The 17,302-nt window shown below is 65.3% G+C and carries 15 protein-coding genes; 8 read left to right on the forward strand and 7 right to left on the reverse strand.

Translation table 11 applies throughout. From position 1 onward, the window contains the following. Positions 1-23: 23 nt before the first annotated feature. On the forward strand, positions 24-1,982 hold the full coding sequence (locus KU43P_RS17715) for a DNA topoisomerase III (RefSeq protein ID WP_317658732.1): 1,959 nt from the start codon (positions 24-26) through the stop codon (positions 1,980-1,982). 96 nt (positions 1,983-2,078) lie between these two features. Here the strand turns inward: KU43P_RS17715 and KU43P_RS17720 are convergent, their stop codons facing one another. The 3 genes from KU43P_RS17720 to KU43P_RS17730 all read right to left on the reverse strand — a co-directional run bounded on the left by KU43P_RS17720 (position 2,079) and on the right by KU43P_RS17730 (position 5,266). Continuing rightward, positions 2,079-3,176 carry an extracellular solute-binding protein gene (locus KU43P_RS17720; protein WP_317658733.1) on the reverse strand — a complete coding sequence of 366 codons (1,098 nt, stop codon included), beginning with the start codon at positions 3,174-3,176 and terminating at the stop codon, positions 2,079-2,081. Continuing rightward, on the reverse strand, positions 3,176-4,285 hold the full coding sequence (gene aguA, locus KU43P_RS17725; protein WP_317658735.1) for an agmatine deiminase: 1,110 nt from the start codon (positions 4,283-4,285) through the stop codon (positions 3,176-3,178). Before aguA ends, KU43P_RS17720 begins: the two co-directional genes overlap by 1 nt. A gap of 93 nt (positions 4,286-4,378) precedes the next feature. Next, positions 4,379-5,266, reverse strand: coding sequence for a LysR substrate-binding domain-containing protein (locus KU43P_RS17730; protein ID WP_317658736.1), 888 nt, complete (start codon positions 5,264-5,266; stop codon positions 4,379-4,381). Between the two features lie 135 nt (positions 5,267-5,401). Here KU43P_RS17730 and KU43P_RS17735 point away from each other — a divergent pair, with 135 nt between their 5' ends. From KU43P_RS17735 to KU43P_RS17745, 3 genes are all read left to right on the forward strand, one after another. Further along, on the forward strand, positions 5,402-6,691 hold the full coding sequence (locus tag KU43P_RS17735) for an NAD(P)/FAD-dependent oxidoreductase (protein ID WP_317658737.1): 1,290 nt from the start codon (positions 5,402-5,404) through the stop codon (positions 6,689-6,691). A gap of 136 nt (positions 6,692-6,827) precedes the next feature. Then, positions 6,828-7,658, forward strand: a complete 831-nt coding sequence (locus KU43P_RS17740) for an alpha/beta fold hydrolase (RefSeq protein ID WP_317658738.1) — start codon at positions 6,828-6,830, stop codon at positions 7,656-7,658. 178 nt (positions 7,659-7,836) lie between these two features. Beyond that, entirely contained in the window at positions 7,837-8,616 is a 780-nt protein-coding gene (locus KU43P_RS17745; protein ID WP_317658739.1) for a TSUP family transporter, read from the forward strand. Here the strand turns inward: KU43P_RS17745 and nudC are convergent. Together nudC and KU43P_RS17755 are read right to left on the reverse strand one after the other, a co-directional pair. Beyond that, a complete protein-coding gene (gene nudC, locus KU43P_RS17750; protein ID WP_317658740.1) occupies positions 8,584-9,414 on the reverse strand; it encodes an NAD(+) diphosphatase in 831 nt (276 codons plus the stop codon). The genes KU43P_RS17745 and nudC overlap by 33 nt on opposite strands. Positions 9,415-9,449: 35 nt before the next feature. Beyond that, positions 9,450-10,262: a crotonase/enoyl-CoA hydratase family protein gene (locus KU43P_RS17755; RefSeq protein WP_317658741.1), complete on the reverse strand. Its 813-nt coding sequence runs from the start codon at positions 10,260-10,262 to the stop codon at positions 9,450-9,452. Positions 10,263-10,411: 149 nt separating this feature from the next. Here KU43P_RS17755 and nhaB point away from each other — a divergent pair, with 149 nt between their 5' ends. The 4 genes from nhaB to KU43P_RS17775 all read left to right on the forward strand — a co-directional run bounded on the left by nhaB (position 10,412) and on the right by KU43P_RS17775 (position 14,272). Further along, positions 10,412-11,914, forward strand: a complete 1,503-nt coding sequence (gene nhaB / locus KU43P_RS17760; RefSeq protein ID WP_317658742.1) for a sodium/proton antiporter NhaB — start codon at positions 10,412-10,414, stop codon at positions 11,912-11,914. A gap of 85 nt (positions 11,915-11,999) precedes the next feature. Then, a complete protein-coding gene (locus KU43P_RS17765) occupies positions 12,000-12,635 on the forward strand; it encodes a dihydrofolate reductase family protein (protein WP_317658743.1) in 636 nt (211 codons plus the stop codon). A gap of 71 nt (positions 12,636-12,706) precedes the next feature. Next, on the forward strand, positions 12,707-13,270 hold the full coding sequence (locus KU43P_RS17770) for a lipocalin family protein (RefSeq protein ID WP_317658744.1): 564 nt from the start codon (positions 12,707-12,709) through the stop codon (positions 13,268-13,270). A 45-nt stretch (positions 13,271-13,315) separates the two neighbouring features. Continuing rightward, the gene (locus tag KU43P_RS17775) at positions 13,316-14,272 is read left to right on the forward strand and encodes an MBL fold metallo-hydrolase (RefSeq protein WP_317658745.1); all 957 of its coding nucleotides are present in this window, start codon (positions 13,316-13,318) and stop codon (positions 14,270-14,272) included. 25 nt (positions 14,273-14,297) lie between these two features. Here the strand turns inward: KU43P_RS17775 and KU43P_RS17780 are convergent, their stop codons facing one another. Continuing rightward, positions 14,298-15,581 carry a Zn-dependent hydrolase gene (locus KU43P_RS17780; RefSeq protein WP_317658746.1) on the reverse strand — a complete coding sequence of 428 codons (1,284 nt, stop codon included), beginning with the start codon at positions 15,579-15,581 and terminating at the stop codon, positions 14,298-14,300. A gap of 148 nt (positions 15,582-15,729) precedes the next feature. Continuing rightward, on the reverse strand, positions 15,730-17,220 hold the full coding sequence (locus tag KU43P_RS17785) for an NCS1 family nucleobase:cation symporter-1 (protein WP_317658747.1): 1,491 nt from the start codon (positions 17,218-17,220) through the stop codon (positions 15,730-15,732). Positions 17,221-17,302: the final 82 nt, after the last annotated feature.

Genomic DNA, 17,302 nt, shown 5'->3' on the forward strand with positions numbered 1-17,302 from the left:
TTCCCGATGAAGCATTTGCGGCCATGCGCCTGTTCCTCTGCGAAAAACCCTCCCAGGCCAAAGATATCGCCAAGGTCCTCGGCGCTCAGCGCAAGGGCGACGGCTGCTGGCAAGGCACCGACGTCTGCGTGACCTGGTGCATCGGCCACCTGCTCGAAACCGCTCCACCCGACAGCTACGACGCACGCTACAAGCGCTGGAACCTGGCCGACCTGCCGATCATCCCGGAACAATGGAAGATGCTGGTCAAACCCAAGACCGCCAGCCAATTCAAGGCCGTCAAGCGCTTGCTCGGCGAGGCCCGCGAGCTGGTGATCGCCACCGACGCCGATCGTGAGGGCGAGATGATCGCCCGCGAGCTGGTCGAGCACTGCCGCTACCGCGGGCCAATCCAGCGCCTGTGGCTGTCGGCACTGGACGACGCGTCCATCCGCAAGGCCTTGGCGCGCCTGCTGCCCGGCCAGGAAACCTTCAACCTCTATCACTCGGCATTGGGCCGCTCGCGTGCTGACTGGCTGATCGGCATGAACATGAGCCGGCTGTTCACCTTGCTGGGCCGCCAGTCGGGCTACCAGGGCGTGCTGCCGGTAGGCCGTGTGCAAACCCCTACCCTGCGCCTGGTGGTGGACCGTGACCGCAGCATCGCCGACTTCGTGCCCGTACCGTTCTGGGCCATCGAGGTGCAGCTCGAGCACGCCGGCCAAGGTTTCAACGCCCAATGGCGTGCACCGGAAGATGCCTGCGACGACCAGGGCCGCTGCCTCAACCAGGCGCTGGCACAACAGGCCGCCCGCGACATCGGCAATGCCGGCGCGGCGCGGGTGCTCAAGGTCGCCACCGAACGCGTGCGCGAGGCCGCGCCGCTGCCCTTCGACCTCGGTACCCTGCAGGAGCTGTGTTCGAAGAAGTTCGGCCTCGGCGCCCAGGAAACCCTCGACATCGCCCAGGCCCTGTACGAAACCCACAAGCTGATCACCTACCCGCGCAGCGACTGTGGCTACCTGCCACTCAGCCAGCATAGCGAAGCGCCGGCGATCCTCGCGGCGCTGCAGCGTGCCGACGCCAGCCTCGCGCCGCTGCAGGCACACCTCGAACCTCAGCGCCGCTCGCGGGCCTGGAACGACGCCAAGGTCAGCGCCCACCACGGCATCATCCCCACGGCGGCGGCCAGCGACCCCTCGCGCCTGCCGGCCAAACACAAGGCCGTGTACACGCTGATCCGCGCCCGCTACCTGGCGCAGTTCCTGCCCAATCACGAATACGACCGCACCCAGGCCGAATTCGATTGCGCCGGCCACGCCCTGCGCGCCGTGGGCAAGCAGATCGTCGAACCAGGCTGGCGCCGCGCCCTGCCCGAGGCACTGACGCCGGCCAAAGGCCGCGAGGCTACGCCGGCCCAGGTGCTGCCGGCCTTGCGCGAGGGCCAGGATTGCACCGTGCAGGGCCTGCAACTGAAAGACCTGTGGACCCAACCGCCCAAGCCGTTCACCGAAGGTGACCTGATCAAGGCCATGAAGAACGTCGCCAAGCTGGTGGACGACCCGCGTCTCAAGCAAAAGCTCAAGGAAACCACCGGCATCGGCACCGAGGCGACCCGCGCCAGCATCATCCAGGGCCTGCTTGACCGGGGCTACCTGGTCAAGAACGGCAAAGCCCTGGCCGCCACCCCCGCCGCGTTCAGCCTGATCGACGCGGTGCCGCGGGCCATCGCCGACCCCGGCACCACCGCTATCTGGGAGCAGGCACTGGACATGGTGCAAAGCGGTGAAATGAGCCTGGAAGAATTCGTTGCCCGGCAGTCGGCTTGGATGGGCAAGCTGGTGGAGCGCTGCCGGGGGATGCGCATGAGCATCAGTGGGCCGGCGGTGGGCAAGGCGGCGCCGTGGAAGAAGAAGCGCCGCGCCGCTGGCAAGGCTGCAGGTACCGGGACCAAAGCGGGCGGCAGCAAACCCAAGCAGACCCGGCGCAAGACTTCCAGTTGAGGGTTGCCAGTACTGGCCTCATCACTGGCAAGCCAGCTCCCACCTGTAGGAGCCGGCTTGCCGGCGATGAGGCCCTGACAGCCTGCAAATCACTCGCTATGTGCCACTCTTCAACCGACTGAACGCCCGAGTCAATTCGCGGTTGAAGGCCTTGCCATTGTCATTCTTGCCATACAACCGCGCCCTCACCTCGGCCGGCGGATAGGTCCCCGGCGCATTGCGAATGCTCGCCTCCACCAACCCGTCCGCCGCCGTAATCGCATTGGCGTAGTGAATGGTGTCGGTAATCGGCGCAATCACCTCGGGCCGCATCAGGTAATCCATCAGCTTCCAGGCCGCCTCTGGGTGCGGCGCATCCTTGGGCACCACCAGGGCATCGAGCCAGATCAGCGTGCCCTCCTTCGGAATGCTGTAGTCCAGCGTAAACGCCTTGCCCGCCTGCTGTGCCTGGCCCTGGGCAATGGCCACGTTGCCGTTCCACGACATGGCCACACAGGTCTCGCCATTGGCAAGATCGTTGATGTTGCGGTCATTGTCGAAGTAGCGGATGTACGGGCGGATCTTGCGCAGCTGCACTTCGGCAGCCTTGAGGTCTTCGAGGCGCTGCTGGTTGATGTCCAGCCCCATGTAGCGCATCACAGCGGCAAATACCTCATTGGGGTCGTTGAGCAGGCTCACCCCGCAGTCGGCAAATTTCGCTACCACCTGCGGGTCGAACAGCATGGCCCAACTGTCCAGCGGCGCATCGGCCATTCGTGCGCTCACCGCCTGCTGCTGATAACCCACCCCGGTGGTGCCCCATGCATAGGTACCCGCATAACGGTTGCCGGGGTCGAACATGGCCATGTGCTGGCGAAACTCCTCGCCCACCCCGGCCAAGTGCGGCACCTGGGCCTTGTCCAGCGGCTGCAATGCGCCGCTGGCGATCGCCCGGCTCAGGTGCTGGCCGGCGCTCAGCACCACGTCATAACCACTGCCACCGGTCAGCAGCTTGGTCTCGGCGGTTTCCAGGGAGTCGAAGTGGTCGGCGACTACCCGAATACCGGTTTCCTTCTCGAAGTTGCTCAAGGTATCCGGAGCAAGGTATTCGCCCCAGATGTACAGGTTCACGGTCGGCGGTTGTGCGTCGGCTGCCTGAGCCGCCGCCGCAGCGCAACCCAGGCCGACTGCGGCGGCCAGTGCGCAGAGTTTCATCAACGACGACCTCCGGCGTATTGCGGCATGGTGATGCAGGCAACATTGCCGCCACCTAGCAGAATCTCGCGGGAGTTCTCGATGCCGATGATGCGGTGTTCGGGGAACAGCTCGGCCAGGGTTGCTTGGGCGACGCTGTCGTTGCGGTCACCGAACAGCGGCACGACGATGGCCGAGTTGCCGGCGTAATAGTTGATATAGGAAGCGCAGATGCGGGTACCCGCCTCGCGCAGGTGCGTGCCCTCCACCTGGTCCAGCCCGGCTGCTTCCTCGGCAGTCCATTGCAACACGTCGGGCTGAGGCAGCTTGTGCACCTTCAGCTCACGGCCGCGCGCGTCGCGGGTGCTGCGCAGGATGTCGTAGGCTTCCTGGTAGATTTCCCACTGCGGATCGTCGCGGTTGTCGGTCCATTGCAGCACCACTTCACCGGGGCGCACGAAACACGCCAGGTCATCGACGTGGCCATCGGTTTCATCGAACTTGCAGCCACGTGGTAGCCAGATCACCTGGTCGGCGCCCAGGTAGTCCTCCAGCCTGCGTGTCACCTCCTCCTTGCCCAGGTGGGCATTGCGGTTGCGGTTGAGCAGGCACTGCTCGGTGGTCAGCAGGCTGCCCTGGCCATCGCTCTGGATGCCGCCGAGTTCGGCGATCAACGGTGCACGGTAGCGGTCCAGACCCTCGATTTCGAGGATCTTCTGCGCGATCTGATCGTCCTTGTCCCACGGGTAGTAGAGGCCACCGTCCAGGCCACCGTAAGCGTTGAACTCGAAGTCAACCCCGCGCACTTCGCCGCTACCGTCGTTGACCACGAAGCAGGCACCGCTGTCACGAAACCAGGTGTCGTTGCAGGTCATTTCCACCACCCGCACCTGCGGCGGCAGCAAGCGCCGGGCGTTGGCGTACTGGGCGGCCGAGGCGCATACGGTGACCGGTTCGCTGGAGGCGATGGCGGTGACGATTTCCACCCAGACCTTTTGCGCAGGCTTGGCACCATTGCGCCATACGTCCGGCCGCTCGGGCCAGCCGAGCCAGCAGCCTGCCTTGCGCTCGAATTCGCCAGGCAGGCGGAAACCATCGGCCTTTGGTGTAGTGGTAAGCGAACGTGCCATGGGTCAACCTCGTGTCGGTGAGTGATGACTGCACGCTACGCCGGCGCGTTTGCTGCTTCCAACGATGAAAACTCAGCGATAGGTGAATTGAATTCAGCTATCGCCCAGCTGTTCGATGAACCATTCGATGAATTGCGCCACGGCGGCGCGCTCCAGGCGCAGCCGTTCGCAGACCAGCGCGTATTGGCCCTGGGCAGTCACGCTGGCTGCAAACGGGCGGATCAGCCGCCCGCTCTGCAAGTCGGCCTGGCAGGTCAGGTTGTCGCCCATGGCCACGCCCTGCCCCAGCAGGGCCGCCTCGAGGGCCAGGGCGGCGTGGGGGAAGTACAGCTGGCGCGAGGGCAAGGCGTCTTCGGCATGGGTCGCCAGCCAGGTGGTCCAGGTGCGGCCATCCTGGTCGTCATGCAGCAGGCAATGGCGCACCAGGTCGCGGGGGCGCTTGAGGCTGCCCTGGTTGAACAGGCTCGGGCTGCACACCGGGAAGAACTGCAACAGCGGCAGCGGCCGCACGAAATGCGTGCTGGCATCCAGGGCGCTGGTGCCATAGGTGACGGCTAGGTCGACGTCCAGCGCCGGGGCGCCGGCATCGATGGGTTGCTCGTGCAGGTGCAGGGTGATGTGGGGGTAGCGGCTGCTGAAATCGGCCAGCCTGGCCACCAGCCACTTCTGCGCCAGTTCTGCTGTGACGGCCACGCGCAGCACCGCCTGGGAAGACGGATCGCGCAGCTCATCGCAGGCCTTGCCGATCAGTTCGAAGGCCTGCTGCAGGTGGTGCAGCAGGCGCTCGGCCTCCACGCTTGGGCGCACCTGGCGGCCGACACGCTCGAACAGGGCCACCCCGAGTTGCTCCTCGAGCTGGCGGATCTGGTGGCTCACCGCGCTGTCGGTGACACAAAGTTCGGCGGCAGCACGGCCAAAGTGGCCGTGGCGGGCAGCGCATTCGAAGGTGCGCAGGGCAGTCAGGGAAGGCAGGCGGCGCATAGTGAGTCCTGTCAGGTGCATGGGGCCGCACAGCGGCCTCAGGATCATACCGCCAACGAGAACGGGCTGGCACCGTGAAAAATTCATGCTAAGTTTTCATGAAAATAACCAGAACAAATTTCACGAGGCCCCTGCATGTTCAAGCAATCCGCCCAGCATATCGCCAGCTACTACGCCCAGACCTACCCCGCCAGCATCCCCCTTCGTCCCACCTTGCAAGGCCCGCATGACACCGAGGTGGTGATCGTCGGCGCCGGGTTCAGCGGCCTGCACACCGCCCTGCGCCTGGCCCTGGCCGGCAAGCGCGTCACGCTGCTGGAAGCCAGCCGGGTGGCCTGGGCAGCGTCTGGGCGCAACGGTGGCCAGGCCCTGCTAGGCTGGTCGTGCGACATGCCGCCGCTGGAAAAGGCACTGGGTGTGGAGCGTGCCCGGCAACTGTGGCAAAGCATGTGCTGGGCAGCGGATGAGTTGCGAGAATTACCGCTGCGCCACGGTTTCGATATCGACTACCGCCTGGGGAGCCTGTGGACTGCCGTGCTGCCACGCCGGGTGAAGCTGCTGGAAGAAGCGCTGCACGAGGCCGAGCACAAATGGGGTTACCACGACCTGCGACTGATCGGCCGCGACGAAATCAGGCAGTGGATCGACAGCCCGCGCTACCAGGCGGCGCTTTACGACGCCAGGGGCGCGCACCTGAACCCGCTGAAACTGGCCCAGGGCCTGGCCGCCACGATCGAAGCCCATGGCGGGCGCATTTTCGAACAAAGCCAGGTGCTCGAACTGCAACGAACGGCCAACGGCCATGTCGCCCGCACCGCTCAGGGTGAGGTGCGTTGCGAGGTGCTGGTACTGGCCTGCAATGCCTACATCGACCGCCTCGACCGCAGCCTCTCGCGTCGCCTGCTGCCGGTCGGCTCGTACCAGGTCGCCACCGCGCCGCTGGAGCCGGAGCTCGCTCAATCGTTGCTACCGCGTAACAGTTGCGTGATCGACAACCAGTTCGTGCCCGACTACTTCCGTCTTACCCCGGACCATCGCCTGCTGTTCGGCGGCGGCTGCACCTACCTGGGCGGTATTCCCAAGGATGTCGCCAGTGCCACCCGCCCCTACCTGGAGCGGGTGTTTCCGCAACTGGCTGGCGTGGCCATCGATTACGCCTGGGGCGGCCACATCGACTGCAGTATCCAGCGCACCCCAGACGTTGGCCGCGACGGGCAGCGCTACTGGTTGCAGGGTTTTTCCGGGCATGGGGTGCTGCCGACTTTGGCAGCGGCGCGGGCGGTCAGTGATGCGATCCTGGGCGACGATGCGCTGCTGAGCTTGTACCAGGGCATCCACAATGGGCGGTTCCCTGGGGGGGATTTGCTGGCGGCGCCGCTGGAGGCTGCGGCCAAGGCGTGGTACCGGATGCGCGATCGCGTCTGAAGACCTGTTCTGGCCTCATCGCCGGCAAGCCGGCTCGCACAGGCATTGCACTGCCCGGCCAGTACTGACAACACAGGAATCTCTCCTATTCTCAATAGCTCACTTGGCAATCCCCCTGCACAGAGGAGACACGACCATGAGCTACGTGACCACGAAGGATGGCGTTCAGATCTTCTACAAGGACTGGGGCCCGCGCGATGCGCCGGTCATCCACTTCCACCACGGCTGGCCACTGAGTGCCGACGACTGGGACGCGCAGATGCTGTTCTTCCTCGCCCAGGGGTTCCGGGTCGTCGCCCATGATCGCCGTGGCCACGGGCGCTCCAGCCAGGTGTGGGATGGCCACGACATGGACCATTACGCCGACGACGTGGCCGCCGTGGTCGAACACCTGGGGACCCAGGGAGCGGTGCATGTCGGCCACTCCACCGGTGGTGGCGAAGTGGTGCGCTACATGACCCGCTACCCGAACGACAAGGTCGCCAAGGGGGTATTGATTGCCGCCGTGCCACCGCTGATGGTGCAAACCCCAGGCAACCCGGGCGGCCTGCCCAAGTCGGTGTTCGACGGTTTCCAGGCACAGGTGGCGAGCAATCGCGCGCAGTTCTACCGCGACGTGCCTGCGGGGCCGTTCTATGGCTACAACCGGCCCGGCGTCGAAGCGTCGGAGGGCGTCATTGCCAATTGGTGGCGGCAGGGCATGGTCGGCAGCGCCAAAGCCCATTACGACGGGATCGTGGCGTTTTCCCAGACGGATTTCACCGAAGACCTGAAGAAGATCCAGCAGCCGGTGCTGGTGATGCACGGGGATGATGATCAGATCGTACCGTATGAAAATTCCGGGCCGCTGTCGGCCAAGTTGCTGCCCAATGGCACGCTGAAGACTTACAAGGGATACCCACACGGCATGCCGACTACCCATGCCGATGTGATCAATGCGGATCTGTTGGCGTTCATTCGTAGCTGAAAGGTTGTCTGTACTGGCCCTATCGCCGGCAAGCCGGCTCCCACAGAAATGGCGCTGCTCTCACCGTAGGAGCCGGCTTGCCGGCGATAGGGCCAGTACTGACAACACCTGCCATACCGCATTACCATGCCCTCCTCCTGGCGCGGCCTTTTGCCGCACCCCTGCCTGCCAAACTCACATGCCCTTCGAACTCACCGTAGAACCCCTCACCCTGTTGATCCTCGCCCTGGTCGCCTTCGTCGCCGGTTTCATCGATGCCATCGCCGGCGGTGGCGGCCTGCTCACCACCCCTGCCCTGCTCACCGCGGGCATGCCGCCGCATCTGGTACTGGGCACTAACAAGCTCAGCTCGACCTTCGGCTCGGCCACCGCCGGCTTCACCTACTACAAGCGCAAGCTGTTCCACCCGGCCCAGTGGCGCCGGGCGCTGCTGGGCACCCTGGTCGGAGCGCTGATCGGCGCCACCATCGCCCACTACCTGCCCGCCGAATGGCTGAACAAGATGCTGCCGGTGATCGTCTTCCTCTGCGGCGTCTACCTGCTGTTCGGCGGCACACCCAAGGCGCCGCTGGATGCCGATGTGCCGATCAAGAAGAAATGGCAGTTCCCGCAGGGCTTCACCCTGGGCTTCTACGACGGCGTGGCCGGCCCCGGCACGGGTGCGTTCTGGACCGTCAGCACGCTGCTGCTCTACCCCATCGACCTGGTCCGCGCCAGCGGCGTGGCGCGCAGCATGAACTTCGTCAGCAACATCGCGGCGCTGACGGTGTTCATCATTTCCGGCCAGGTGGATTACATCGTCGGCCTGTGCATGGGCCTGTCGGTGATGGTCGGCGCCTTCTTCGGCGCACGCACGGCGATCAGCGGCGGCAGCAAGTTCATCCGCCCGGTGTTCATCACCGTGGTGCTGGCATTGACCGTGCGGCTAGCGTGGCAGCACTGGTTCGGGCAGGCCTAGGCGCCGGGCGACGTACAGATCGATCAGGTATCGGGCGATGGACCGCCCGGCCGGCAGCGGCGGCAGGTCGTGGACGCTGAACCACTTGGCATCCTCGATCTCGTCGGGCTGCATGACGATTTCGCCGCCGGCGTACTCGGCATGGAAACCCAGCATCATCGAATGCGGGAACGGCCAGCACTGGCTGCCGACGTACTGAATGTTCTGCACCTCCACCGCCACTTCTTCGCGCACTTCGCGCACCAGGCAATCCTCGGCCGACTCGCCCGGTTCGGCGAAACCTGCCAGGGTGCTGTAGACGCCGGTGACGAAGCGTGGCGAACGGGCCAGAAGGATTTCGTCGCCGCGGGTCACCAGCACGATCATGCTCGGCGAGATCCGCGGGTAGCTGCGCAGGTCGCAAGGCTGGCAATACATCGCCCGTTCCCAGCGGATCTGCGTCATCGGTTGGCCGCAGCTGCCGCAGAAACGATGCTCGCGTGCCCAGGTGCCGATCTGCGCGGCGTAGCCGAGCACCTTGTAGGTATCGAAGTCGCCTTCAAGCATGAAGGTGCGCAAGCCGCGCCAGCTACAGCCCGGTAGCTCGCTGGCGCTGCGCAGCTCAAGCAGGAACACCGGCTCGCCGTCGAAGTGGCCGATGCCGTGCTCGCACAACAGGTCCAGGTCCTGGCGCTTGAGCCAGTCACGGGAGAACAGCGCGCCGTTGGCGTCCACCAGAAACCCTTCCGGGCTGCGGGCGACGGCCAAGCCCCCGGTGATCTGCGGGTCGAGTACTGCGGTAGTCCAGCGTGCTGACATGTCGGGGTTCCTTGACTGCGCGTCCCCCGGCCCGGTCAGTCGGCGAACGTCGGTTTCTGTTTGCTCATGTGCGCCGCCACGGCCACGCGCAGGTCTTCGGACTGCAGCATCGCGGCGTTCCAGGTGGCGATGTAGTCCAGGCCGTCATCGATGCTGTGGTCACGCATGTAGCTGAGCATCTGCTTGGTGCCGGCCACGGCGATCGGCGATTTTGCGGCAATCTCGCGGGCGATGGCAAAGACTGCGTCGAGCAAGGCGGCCTGATCATCATAGACCCGGTTGACCAAGCCGATGCGCAGCGCCTCATCGGCCTCGACATGCCGCCCGGTGTAGGCCAGCTCGCGCATGATGCCGTCGCCGATGATACGTGGCAAACGTTGCAGGGTGCCGACATCGGCGGCCATGCCCATGTCCACTTCCTTGATCGAGAACTGGGCGTCGGCACTGCAGTAGCGCATATCGCAGGCCGAGACCAGGTCGATGGCGCCGCCGATGCAGTAGCCCTGGATTGCGGCCAGCACTGGCTTACGGCAGTTGTCCACGGCGTTGAACGAGGCCTGCATACGCAGGATGGTGCGCCGCAGCAGGCGAGCGTTGCGGCCGACGTCCTTGCCCATCTGGCCGGCCAGCGAGGCCAGCATCATCAGGTCGATGCCCGAGGAGAAGTGCTTGCCCGCGCCGCTGATGACCACGGCGCGCACGGCGTCGGTGTCGTCGATCCACTGGAAGATGGCGATGATTTCTTCCCAGAACGCGGCGTTCATCGCGTTGATCTTTTCCGGGCGGTTGATCTGAACATGGGCGATGTTGTCGGTCAGTTCGACCTTGAATGCGCTGTACTCGGTCACGGGCGGCACTCCTGTGGCAAATGGGGTAGCGCAGGATGGTAACCCAGCCGGGTGGCCGCACTTGTGCCAAAAACGGGACTGTATGCCTTGCCTCCAGCGCGCTGATGGGGCACCTTGCCCCATCGCCGAATCATAAGGATACAAATTACATGTCGCGCTCCCTAACCGGCGCCCTGGCCCACGGTTTTCTTGGCCAATCGCCGCTTTGGTACAAGGCGGTCATCTGCCTGTTCCTGGTCCTCAACCCTCTGTTGTTATTCACCGTCGGCCCGGTAGCCGCAGGCTGGGCCCTGGTGATCGAGTTCATCTTCACCTTAGGGATGGCCCTGAAGTGCTATCCGCTGATGCCGGGTGGCTTGCTGCTGGTCGAGGCACTGCTGCTGAAGATGACCACGCCCCAGGCCCTGTATGACGAACTGCTGCACAATTTCCCGGTGATCCTGCTGCTGATGTTCATGGTGGCGGGCATCCACTTCATGAAGGAGCTGCTGCTGTTCCTGTTCTCGCGGATCTTGCTGGGGGTGCGCTCGAAGGCATTGCTGGCCCTGCTGTTCTGCGTACTGTCGGCGTTTCTCTCGGCGTTCCTGGATGCCTTGACCGTCACCGCAGTCATCATCAGCGCCGCCGTGGGCTTCTACGCGGTGTACCACCGCGTCGCCTCCAACACCAACCCGCGCGAGGACAGCGCGCTGGACAGCGACCAGCAGATCGAAAACCTGCACCGCGAAGACCTCGACCAGTTCCGTGCCTTCCTGCGCAGCCTGCTGATGCACGGCGCGGTCGGCACCGCCCTGGGCGGCGTGTGCACCCTGGTGGGCGAGCCGCAGAACCTGCTGATCGGCCATGAAATGGGTTGGCACTTCGCCGACTTCTTCCACAAGGTCGCACCGGTATCGCTGCCGGTGCTGGTGGCAGGCCTGGTGACCTGCGTGCTGCTGGAGAAGTTGCGCCTGTTCGGCTACGGCACGCTGATGCCGGAGCGGGTACGTCAGGTGCTGGCGGCCTACGCCGCCGAAGACGATGCCGCACGCACGCAGGCGCAGCGGGTGGCGTTGTGGGTGCAAGGCATCGCTGCGCTGATTTTGATCGTTTGCCTGGGCCTGCACATTGCCGAAGTCGGCCTGATCGGCCTGATGGTGATCGTGCTGATCACCGCGTTCACCGGCATCACCGACGAGCATCGCCTGGGCCGGGCGTTCCAGGACGCCATGCCGTTCACCGCTCTGCTGGTGGTCTTTTTCGCGGTAGTCGCGGTCATCCACCAGCAGCAGCTGTTCAGCCCGCTGATCGCCTGGGTGCTGGCCCTGCCTACCGAGCAGCAGCCGGGCATGCTGTACCTGGCCAACGGCCTGTTGTCGGCCATCAGCGACAACGTGTTCGTCGCCACCATCTACATCACCGAGGTGAAGCAGGCGTTCGTCAATGGCGCCATGAGCCGCGAGCACCTCGAGACGCTGGCGGTGGCGATCAATACCGGTACCAATCTGCCCAGCGTGGCCACACCCAATGGCCAGGCGGCGTTCCTGTTCCTGCTGACCTCGGCGATCGCGCCGCTGATCCGCCTGTCGTACGGGCGCATGGTGTGGATGGCCCTGCCCTACACCGTGGTCATGGGTGGGCTGGGCTGGTGGGCGGTGACCTACTGGCTGTAAATTCGCCGGCGTTGTCGAAACGACGCCGCGCCGTTCGACCAGGGACAAGGCCTGTGTACCGACAGGCCATCCCTGGAGATCCCTCATGCGCAAACTCATCGTTGCCGCCTTCGTCAGCCTCGACGGCGTCATGCAAGCTCCCGGCGGCCCGCAGGAAGACACCCGCGGCGGCTTCACCTACGGCGGCTGGATCGTGCCCTTTGCCGAAGAGGTATTCGGCCAGGCCATGCAGGCGCTGTTCAGCCAACCCTTCGAACTGCTGCTGGGCCGGCGCACCTACGACATCTTCGCCGGCTACTGGCCGAAGGTGAAAGACGATACCGAAGACTTCTCCATCGCCAACCTGTTCAACAGTGTGCCCAAGCACGTCGCCACCCACTCGCCCGGCACGCTCGACTGGCACAACAGCCACGCCTTGGGCCACGATGTGACCGCCGCCGTGCGCGTGCTCAAGCAGCAGGCCGGTGCCGACTTGCTGACCCAGGGCAGCGCCGACCTGGTCCAGCAACTGCTGGCAGCCGACCTGGTGGATGAACTGCAGCTGCTGATCCATCCGCTGCTGCTCGGCCCCGGCAAGCGCCTGTTCGGCAGTGATGCCACCGCCGCGGCGTTCACCCTGAAGCATTCGCAGGTGTCCCCCAAAGGCGTGATCATTGCCCGTTACGTGCGCGCAGGCGAGGTGCAGACCGGCTCGTTCGAGCTGCCACCCGAGGCGGCCTGATCCGATACAACTTTTGCAGCGTGCGCGCATCGAAACACAGTAAGCCCACATCCGCTTCCAGGAGGTTTGCCATGGTGCTTCGCACAGCCCTGATCGTTTCCTGCCTGACCCTGGCCGTTGCCGGCTGCGCCGGGTCGAGCGACGAGCACCGCTCGCCCCCCACCACCCAGCAGGTCGACCTGCAACGGTACCAGGGCACCTGGTACGAACTGGCACGCCTGCCGATGTTCTTCCAGCGCAACTGCGTGCAGTCCGAAGCGCACTATGGTTTGCGCGAGGACGGGCGCATCGACGTGACCAACCGCTGCAAGGAAAAGGACGGTCAGTGGAACGAGGCCAAGGGGATCGCCGAAGCCCAGCAGCCAGGCAAGACCGACAAGCTCTGGGTGCGCTTCGACAACTGGTTCAGCCGCCTGGCGCCCGGCTTGACCAAAGGCGAGTACTGGGTGCTGTACCACGACAAGGACTACCGCGTGGCGCTGGTCGGCCACCCGAACCGCGAGTACCTGTGGCTGCTGTCGCGCACGCCGGCGATCACCGACCAGGCCCGCGAAGAACTGCTGGCCATCGCCCACAAGCAGGGCTACGACACCAGCAAGCTGATCTGGCGCCAGGATGACCTCGCCAAGCCCTGACAACCGGGCTACTGTGTAGCCCCCCGCAACTTCTGGAGCCCGGCTTTGGACCTGCAATTTCTGGGCACCTCGGCCGGGGTGCCGACCAAGGCGCGCAACGTCAGCGCCACCGCCGTCATCGAAGCCAGTGGCAGCCACTGGTACCTGGTGGATTGCGGCGAAGGCACCCAGCACCGGCTGCTGCACACCTCGCTGTCGGTGCGCGACTTGCGCGCCATCTTCATCACCCATGTGCACGGCGACCACTGCTTCGGCCTGCCCGGCCTGCTGGCCAGTGCCGGCATGAACGGGCGCACCCATGCGCTGGACCTGATCCTCCCCGCCGCACTGCATGATTGGCTACGCCTGGGCCTGGCGGCGAGCGACACCTACCTGCCCTTCGAGCTGCGCCTGTTCGCCGTCGAGACATTCGATGGGTGGTGCAGTGACACGGTCAGGGTCGACCGCGTGTCCCTGTCCCACCGGGTGCCAAGCGTGGGTTTCGTGTTCAGCGAGATCAACCCGCAGCCGCGCCTGGATGTGGAGCGCCTGGACGCTGCAGGCATCCCGCGCGGGCCGCTGTGGGGCGCCCTGGCCAAGGGCGAAGTCGTGGAGCATGCCGGCCAGGTGCTGCGGGGCCAGGATTACCTGCGTGCGTCTCGGCCGGCGCGGCGGGTGATCGTCTGTGGCGACAACGACAACCCCGAGCTGTTGGCCGAGGTGGCAAGCGATGTGGACGTGCTGGTGCATGAAGCGACCTTCACCCAGGCGATCATCGAGCGCACCGGCACCACCTTTGGCCACAGCAGCGCCGCGGCCGTGGCGCGCTTCGCCGAAGCGGCCGGCGTGCGCAACCTGGTGCTGACCCACTTCAGCGCCCGCTACCAACCCGACCCACGGCGCAGCCCATGCATCGAGGAGGTGCGCGTGGAAGCCCAGGCCCACTACCACGGCCACTTGACCCTGGCCCAGGACCTGCAGCGCTATCACATCGGCCGGGACGGGTGCCTGCAACCGGCCTGACCAGGCACCCTGATCGCCTTTCGCGCTACGCCGCCAGGCGCCCGCTGGCGATCGCCTCCGAGGCCGCCAGCATCGCCCGCAGCAACACCGCGCAACCTGCTGCCAGGTCCTGCGGCGTGGCGTTCTCGATCTCGTTGTGGCTGATGCCGTTCTCGCACGGCACGAAGATCATCCCCGCCGGGCCCAGCTCGGCCAGGAAAATCGCGTCATGCCCTGCCCCGCTGACGATGTCCATGTGCGGCAAGCCCAGGGTGCGCGCCGAATCGCGCACGGCGTCGACACAACTATGGTCGAAGTACAGCGCCGGGAAGTCGGCCGTGGGAACCAGTTCATGGGTGAGGCCGTGCTTGGCACAGGTGGCCTCGATCACCGCGCGCACGTCGGCGATCATCGAATCCAGCCGTTCGCCTTCCAGGTGACGGAAATCCAGGGTCATGCGCACCTCGCCCGGGATCACGTTGCGCGAACCGGGGTAGGCCTGCAGGCAACCGACGGTGCCGCAGGCATGCGGCTGGTGGCCGAGTGCGGCCTTGTTGACGGCCTCGACCACCGCGGCGGCGCCGACCAGGGCGTCCTTGCGCAGGTGCATCGGCGTCGGGCCGGCGTGGGCTTCGACGCCACGCAGGGTCAGGTCGAACCACTTCTGGCCCAGGGCGCCCAGCACCACGCCGATGGTCTTGGCCTGGTCCTCGAGAATCGGGCCTTGCTCGATATGTGCTTCGAAATACGCCCCGACCGGGTGGCCGAGCACTGCGCGCTGGCCGGCGTAGCCGATCGCGTTCAGCGCTTCGCCCACGCTCACGCCCTGGGCGTCACGCTTGGCCAGGGTGTCTTCCAGGGTGAACTTGCCGGCGAACACGCCCGAACCCATCATGCACGGCGGGAAGCGCGAGCCTTCTTCGTTGGTCCACACCACCACTTCCAGCGGCGCTTCGGTCTCGATGCCGAGGTCGTTGAGGGTGCGGATGACTTCAAGGCCTGCCATCACGCCGAAGCAGCCGTCGAACTTGCCGCCGGTGGGTTGGGTGTCGATGTGGCTGCCGGTCATCACCGGTGGCAGCTTGGGGTTGCGCCCCGGGCGACGGGCGAAGATGTTGCCGACACCGTCAATGCTGACGGTGCAGCCCGCGGCCTCGCACCAGTCGACGAACAGGTCGCGGGCCTGGCGGTCGAGGTCGGTCAGGGCCAGGCGGCATACACCCCCCTTGACGGTGGCGCCGAGGCGCGCCAGGTCCATCAGCGACTGCCACAGACGGGCGCTGTCGACGTGGTGGTCGGTGGATTGCAGGACACTCTGGGCTGGGGTCATCGGGGTTTCTCCTCAGGCGTTTTTGTTATCTGCATTCGAGTTGAGTGTTGCGCTATCAGGCCCTATCGCCGGCAAGCCGGCCCCCACAGGTACTGCGCATGAAGATCCCTGTGGGAGCCTGCTTGCCGGCGATGAGGCCAGCGCGGTATCAGGGCAGCGGCTTGGCCAACCGCGCCGGCCCACGCACCGCCACCCCGCCCAGCGCGTAATACAACGCACCACCGAGCAACGATCCGGTAAACCAGCCGTAGTCGTAGAACCAGCTGAAACTGCTGTTGCCGATGGCCATCACGGTCAACCCCACCGGCACGGCGAAGGCGGCAAACCCTGCCCAGTTCCAGGCCGGGTACACGTCGTCACGGTACAGCCCGGCCAAGTCCAGCTTCTGCCGACGAATCAGGAAGTAGTCCACCACCATGATCCCGGCAATCGGCCCCAGCAGGCTGGAATAACCCAGCAGCCAGTTGGAATAGACACTTTCAAGGCTCAGGTCGGAAACGATCCAGCCAAGCTTCTTGAGCAGCTCGTGGCTCATCAGGGCCAGGCCGATGAAGCCGGTCAGCCACACCGCACGGCTACGCCCGATCAGGCGCGGGGCGATGTTCTGGAAGTCGTTGGTCGGCGACACGATGTTGGCCGCGGTGTTGGTCGACAGCGTGGCGATCACGATCAGCGCCATGGCCAGTGCCACCCAGCCTGGGCTCTGGATCTTGCCGATCAGGCTCACCGGATCCGACACCGTTTCACCCACCAGCGAGGCCGAAGCGGCGGTCATCACCACCCCCAGCGAGGCGAACAGGAACATGGTCAGCGGCAGGCCGAAGACCTGCCCGAGAATCTGGTCCTTCTGGCTTTTGGCGTACCGGCTGAAGTCGGGGATGTTCAGCGACAACGTGGCCCAGAAGCCGACCATCGCCGTGAGCCCCGCGCAGAAGTAGCTCACCACGCTCGCCCCTTCCGGGCGTTTGGGCGGCTGGGCCAGCAGCTCGGTCATCGACATGTGCGGCAAGGCCCAGAACAGCAGGCCGAAGCCCACCGCCACCAGCAGCGGCGCCGACAGCGTTTCGAGCCATTTGATCGACTCCGCGCCCCGCAGCACTACCCACAGGTTCAGGGCCCAGAACATCATGAAACCGATCACCTCGCCGGTGCCGCCCAGGGCTTTCCAGTCCGGGAAGATCGAGCCCAGGAACAGGTGAATGGCCAGCCCGCCGAACATGGTCTGGATGCCGAACCAGCCACAGGCGACCACGGCACGGATCAGGCACGGCACGTTCGAGCCGAGGATGCCGAACGAGGAGCGCAGCAGCACCGGGAAGGGAATGCCGTATTTGGTGCCAGGGAAGGCATTGAGCGTCAGCGGGATCAGCACGATGAGGTTGGCCAGCAGGATCGCCAGTAGCGCCTCGCCCACGCTCAGGCCGAAGTACGCCGTGAGCACACCGCCCAGGGTGTAGGTGGGCACGCAGATGGACATGCCCACCCATAGGGCGGTGATGTGCCATTTGTTCCAGGTGCGCTGGTGCACCTTGGTCGGTGCGATGTCGTGGTTGTAGCGCGGGCTGTCGAGCACGTCACTGCCCGCCGACAGCTCGAACAGGCCTGCCTGCTCGATCACTTCCGATCTGCTCTGTTGCATGGGGCCTTCTCCAGATTTTTCTAATTGTTCGCTCATCGGGCTAATGCGATGGCCGGAGTGTCTACACCACCAGTACTGCACC

The organism is Pseudomonas sp. KU43P, assembly GCF_033095865.1.
GTDB lineage: Bacteria > Pseudomonadota > Gammaproteobacteria > Pseudomonadales > Pseudomonadaceae > Aquipseudomonas.